Genomic DNA, 4,506 nt, shown 5'->3' with positions numbered 1-4,506 from the left:
AAAAGTATCCCCATTTTTTTGAAAAATATAAAAAATTATGCTTTTACACTTCCTTTTTTTATTTATTCCTTATTTCACAACTACTTACTGTTTTCTATGTCTATTTTTTGGGGATAGTCCTTTTTAATCCTTTGGAACCATACCTGCTGCTGTTTCCACACCAAATTTCTGAATTGGCTTGACTTTATAAAAAAATTAATATAGAATCTTTAAGTATTTATACTCAAGTCAGGGCGGCATAGCCAAGTGGCTAAGGCGGCGGTCTGCAAAACCGCTATTCATCGGTTCAAGTCCGATTGCCGCCTCCAGATTAGCAAATAGCAAATTGCTTATAGTAAGTGGTTAAAGAATAAACAGAGGATACAACAAAAGGACTTGAACGGGAAAGAGGTTTGGAGAAAACGGGAGTTTTCTTCAAGGGGTGACAGTGACCCGCCTCAGGCGGGGAACGCCAGAGGAGCGGATCCCCTATGGTCCTGTTCATTTCCGATTTCCGCCTCCACACTTCGCCAAGGCTTCGTGTGGCCTTTGGCCACTCAAAGTTTTAAATAGGTTTGTTTTTCATCTAATTAAAGCGAAGGGTGGTTAACCTATTATAATTATGAACATTACCCTTCCAGAACTATCTAACCGCATTGATCAGGCTTATGCCCTTGCGAGCCCGTGTATTCTCTGCCCAAGGAACTGTAAAGTTGACCGCAAAAACGGGGAGAAGGGCTTTTGTAAAGCAGAATATAAAATGAAAGTCAGGCATATATTCCCGCATTTTGGAGAAGAACCGCCTATCTCGGGAACATACGGCTCAGGTACTATATTTTTCTCAAATTGTAACCTGAGGTGTGTATATTGCCAAAATTATCCTTTCAGTCAAAATGACGAGGGAAGTGAAATGCCGATTGAAGAGCTTGCCAAAAAAATGCTTTGGCTTCAAAACCAAAAATGCCATAATATAAATCTGGTCACTCCGACACATTTTCTTCCTTTTATCTTAGAATCTATTTATGAAGCAAAAAAGGCGGGTCTTTCCATCCCTATAGTTTACAATACCAGCGGGTATGAAAAAATAGAGATTTTAAAGTTATTAAATGGAATTATTGATGTTTATCTGCCTGATATGCGCTATGGAGACGATATCTCCTCGCAAAAATATTCAAACGCGGAAGATTATTTCCAAACCAATCGTGAAGCGGTAAAAGAGATGGTCCACCAGACAGGCCGGATACAGCTTGATGAAGACGATATAATTATGAAAGGAGTAATGATAAGGCATTTGATACTGCCAAATAATCTTTCATCATCAAAAAATATTTTTCAGTTTATTTCTCAAAATTTTAGTGATAAAATCTTACTCAGCCTTATGAGCCAGTATTTTCCATATCATAAAGCAGGTGATTTTCCTGAATTAACAAGGAAGATTACCCGTGAAGAATATGAAAATACAATCAAAATGGCAGAAACATACGGTCTTGATAACGGTTGGTTCCAGGAATTTACGGAAGAAGAAGATAAGAGATTTGCGGGGGCCTATTTCAAATGACATATACTATTATATTTTCCACGGTTTCATCTGGCGAGGAAGCAAAAAAAATAACCATGGCGCTGCTGGAAGAAAAATTGGCGGCATGTGTAAATATCATTCCATCTGTTGAATCTCTATTTTGGTGGGAAGGGAAAATCGACAACGCGAAGGAACTCCTTTTAATTATTAAAACCCTTGAAAAAAATGTTCCTTTTGTAACCAAAAGAATAAAAGAACTGCATTCTTATAAAGTCCCTGAAATAATTGCCGTTCCGGTTACCGGAGGAAATAACGACTATCTCAGGTGGATAGGAGAATCTATCAGCCATTAATAGTTTCAAGTTTTAGGTTTTAAGCGTTAAGCAAAAAATAAATTCTGTTGAAAATCTTTTAAAACTTACAACTTGACACTTATAACAGGGGGTAAAATGAAAAAAAGTAAACCCGTTTCCCAAAAAAAAGCCTGCACGTGTCCATATTGCGGGGGAAGTATAGTATGTAAGGGGATTGCTTTGTGCGAACCTTGCGGGAAAAAATTTGTAAATTGTAAAAAATGCGGCAGTATGGTTTCAGATAATTTGGCTGTTTGTCCAAATTGCAATGAAGTATTAAAATAATCAATTATTCATAAACTAAATTTGGGAGGATAAAAATGAAAAATAGAATTTGTTTATTTTTTTCACTGTCGGTTTTTGTTTTCCTTTTCCCAGTTTATGCCGAAGACGCGGCAAGCGACGTTTCTATCCCAAGGGCGGCCATATGTACTGATATCCAGGACCGCGAACCGGTGGGAAGTGATGTAAGTTTTCCTGAAACCGCCGGAAAACTTTTTTTCTTCACAGAAATAAAAAGCGGGTCTGCCGGCATAATAAAACACGTCTGGTATTATCAAAATACTAAATTAGACGAAACTGAATTAGAATATAAGGCAGGGCAGTACCGCACATGGAGTTACTACAGAATTAACCCCACCCGTAAAGGTGAATGGCAGGTAGAGGCAGTGATTAACGACACTACTGTTATAAAAAGGTTAATTTTTACAATAGGGAACAAGGAATAAATTTATTCCTCAAATGTCTTATTTTTTCCCAAGGTATACGCGAATATGCCAAGCACAAGAACTATAAGGGCAACTTTAAACCAGAACATTTTAAAAACAGCCAGATAACCGCCCTCTTTTAAAAGCCAGCTGTTCACGTAATATAAATAAGATCCGCCTGTTGCAGGTGCGCTCATATATACCTCCTTTATTTGTTTATTCAATTTTACCTTTTTTTTATTTTAAGGTCAATCATTTTTTTACATATTTTTGAAGGGCATCATTGTAGGCTTGGTACGTATATGAATCATAAAGAACAAAATAAATATCTTCGATATCTTCATTATTGACTATAAATTCAACTACTGTTTTAACAGCGATCTTTGAGGCCTTATTAATAGGGTAAGAATAAACACCCGTGGATATAGACGGGAAAGAAATGGTTTTCAATCCCTTTTCTTTCGCGAGTTTCAAGCTGTTTCGATAACAATTAGCCAGGAGCCCGGGTTCGTTATGGTCTCCGTCTTTCCAGACAGGCCCGACTGTATGGATAACATATTTAGCAGGAAGTTTTCCGCCTGTAGTAATCACGGCTTCACCTGTGGGCAGCATTCCCTGTTTTTTCCTGATTTCTTTGCATTCCTCCAATATTGCCGGGCCGCCTGCGTGGTGTATCGCCCCATCGACCCCGCCGCCGCCCATAAGCGTGGAATTAGCGGCATTTACAATCGCGTCCGTTTTCTGTTTTGTGATATCGCCCTGGACCAAAAAGAGGGTTGAATTGTTTATTTTAATGCTTTCCATTCTGCTCTTTTAAAACTCCTTCATCATATTTTTTATTTCGCCGTAACTAAAAATCGGGCCGTCTTTGCAGACATAGGTTTTGCCAATGTTGCACCTTCCGCATTTGCCCGCACCGCATTTCATCTTCATTTCCAGTGAACTGATAATCCTGTCATCCTGGAAACCAAGCCCGGCCAGCGCTTCAACCACAAATTTGATCATAATCGGCGGGCCGCAGGTAATTGCCACGGCATTTTCCGCGGAAGGTTTAAGCTCCTTTAAATAAGCGGGCACAAAATCCACATTTCCCGCCCAATCTCCGACTATCCTGTCGACAGTAATATGCAGGTTAACATTTCGTTGCTTTTTCCACTCTTCATAGAGTCTTGTATAAACTAAATCCTGCGGGGTCCTTGCCCCGTAGATTATATCCATATTTTTATAATTATTTCGGTTATCTATGCAATAATCAATCAAAGAACGAAGCGGCGCCAGTCCAATCCCGCCGCCGATAAACAAAAGGTTTTTTTCTTTAATCAGTTCAAGCGGGAAACTATTTCCATAGGGCCCCCGGAGGCCCGCAATATCACCTTCCTTAAGTTCATGTATCGCGCTTGTAACCTTTCCTATCTTTTTTATACTGCATTCAATAAACTCAGGCCTCGTGGGAGAAGACGCAAGGCAAAAGGTGGCCTCGCCCGCGCCAAAAACGGAAAACTCGCAGAACTGCCCCGGCAAAAATTTAAAATCCCTGCCTTCAGCTTTGTCCTTAAACACCAGTTGAAATGTTTTAATATCAAACGTCTCCTGGATTATGTTTTTTATTATCATTAAATGGGGTAAATAAATGTTTTTCACAAGGCACTTCCTTTAAAATAGATTTACTTTTTTAATTTCCAAAAACCATTTCTGGATGAACCTATATGTTCAATAATCGCTGCAGATTTCAGCTCCTGTAATAAATTTGAAATATCCATCATCTTTAACTCTGGAAAAATATCTTTAAAATCTTTCATAAACCCCTCTCCATTCTTTTCCACGTAATGTCAAAAATCTCTTTGACATTTTATTAAAATTCCTTATCATTATCGATAAAAATCAACTTTTTAAATGCTCCCCCCTGTTTTTAAGAAAATTTTGAGGTATAATAATCATCATATTGTGG

The 4,506-nt window shown here is 38.5% G+C and carries 8 protein-coding genes and 1 tRNA gene; 5 read left to right on the top strand and 4 right to left on the bottom strand.

From position 1 onward, the window contains the following. Positions 1-232: 232 nt before the first annotated feature. The 5 genes from AB1498_02330 (at position 233) to AB1498_02310 (ending at position 2,579) form a co-directional block, all read left to right on the top strand. Positions 233-308 (top strand) — tRNA-Cys (locus AB1498_02330). 431 nt (positions 309-739) lie between these two features. Further along, positions 740-1,537: a radical SAM protein gene (locus tag AB1498_02325; protein MEW6087125.1), complete on the top strand. Its 798-nt coding sequence runs from the start codon at positions 740-742 to the stop codon at positions 1,535-1,537. Further along, positions 1,534-1,851: a divalent-cation tolerance protein CutA gene (gene cutA / locus AB1498_02320; protein MEW6087124.1), complete on the top strand. Its 318-nt coding sequence runs from the start codon at positions 1,534-1,536 to the stop codon at positions 1,849-1,851. Before AB1498_02325 ends, cutA begins: the two co-directional genes overlap by 4 nt. Positions 1,852-1,947: 96 nt before the next feature. After that, positions 1,948-2,136, top strand: a complete 189-nt coding sequence (locus AB1498_02315) for a hypothetical protein (protein ID MEW6087123.1) — start codon at positions 1,948-1,950, stop codon at positions 2,134-2,136. A 35-nt stretch (positions 2,137-2,171) separates the two neighbouring features. Next, complete coding sequence (locus AB1498_02310) at positions 2,172-2,579, top strand: DUF2914 domain-containing protein (protein MEW6087122.1); 408 nt, start codon at positions 2,172-2,174, stop codon at positions 2,577-2,579. Between the two features lie 2 nt (positions 2,580-2,581). Here the strand turns inward: AB1498_02310 and AB1498_02305 are convergent, their stop codons facing one another. The 4 genes from AB1498_02305 to AB1498_02290 are packed head-to-tail and all read right to left on the bottom strand — an operon-like array spanning position 2,582 to position 4,357. Further along, on the bottom strand, positions 2,582-2,755 hold the full coding sequence (locus AB1498_02305; protein ID MEW6087121.1) for a hypothetical protein: 174 nt from the start codon (positions 2,753-2,755) through the stop codon (positions 2,582-2,584). A gap of 55 nt (positions 2,756-2,810) precedes the next feature. Next, positions 2,811-3,362, bottom strand: a complete 552-nt coding sequence (locus AB1498_02300) for an O-acetyl-ADP-ribose deacetylase (GenBank protein MEW6087120.1) — start codon at positions 3,360-3,362, stop codon at positions 2,811-2,813. Positions 3,363-3,371: 9 nt separating this feature from the next. Further along, the gene (locus AB1498_02295; protein ID MEW6087119.1) at positions 3,372-4,172 is read right to left on the bottom strand and encodes an FAD/NAD(P)-binding protein; all 801 of its coding nucleotides are present in this window, start codon (positions 4,170-4,172) and stop codon (positions 3,372-3,374) included. 50 nt (positions 4,173-4,222) lie between these two features. Next, positions 4,223-4,357 carry a hypothetical protein gene (locus tag AB1498_02290; protein MEW6087118.1) on the bottom strand — a complete coding sequence of 45 codons (135 nt, stop codon included), beginning with the start codon at positions 4,355-4,357 and terminating at the stop codon, positions 4,223-4,225. Positions 4,358-4,506: the final 149 nt, after the last annotated feature.

The sequence above is a fragment of the bacterium genome (assembly GCA_040754625.1).
Lineage (GTDB): Bacteria > JACRDZ01 > JAQUKH01 > JAQUKH01 > JAQUKH01 > JAQUKH01.
Note: the sequence above shows the minus strand (reverse complement) of the source record. Positions and strands in the feature narration are given on the sequence as shown.

What these genes read in the sequence shown, in the direction of transcription:
- AB1498_02305 (MEW6087121.1), bottom strand. Translation starts at nt 2,755, where the DNA reads ATGAGCGCACCTGCAACAGGCGGATCTTATTTATATTACGTGAACAGC.
- AB1498_02310 (MEW6087122.1), top strand. Translation starts at nt 2,172, where the DNA reads ATGAAAAATAGAATTTGTTTATTTTTTTCACTGTCGGTTTTTGTTTTC.
- AB1498_02300 (MEW6087120.1), bottom strand. Translation starts at nt 3,362, where the DNA reads ATGGAAAGCATTAAAATAAACAATTCAACCCTCTTTTTGGTCCAGGGC.
- AB1498_02315 (MEW6087123.1), top strand. Translation starts at nt 1,948, where the DNA reads ATGAAAAAAAGTAAACCCGTTTCCCAAAAAAAAGCCTGCACGTGTCCA.
- AB1498_02290 (MEW6087118.1), bottom strand. Translation starts at nt 4,357, where the DNA reads ATGAAAGATTTTAAAGATATTTTTCCAGAGTTAAAGATGATGGATATT.
- cutA (MEW6087124.1), top strand. Translation starts at nt 1,534, where the DNA reads ATGACATATACTATTATATTTTCCACGGTTTCATCTGGCGAGGAAGCA.
- AB1498_02325 (MEW6087125.1), top strand. Translation starts at nt 740, where the DNA reads ATGAAAGTCAGGCATATATTCCCGCATTTTGGAGAAGAACCGCCTATC.
- AB1498_02295 (MEW6087119.1), bottom strand. Translation starts at nt 4,172, where the DNA reads ATGATAATAAAAAACATAATCCAGGAGACGTTTGATATTAAAACATTT.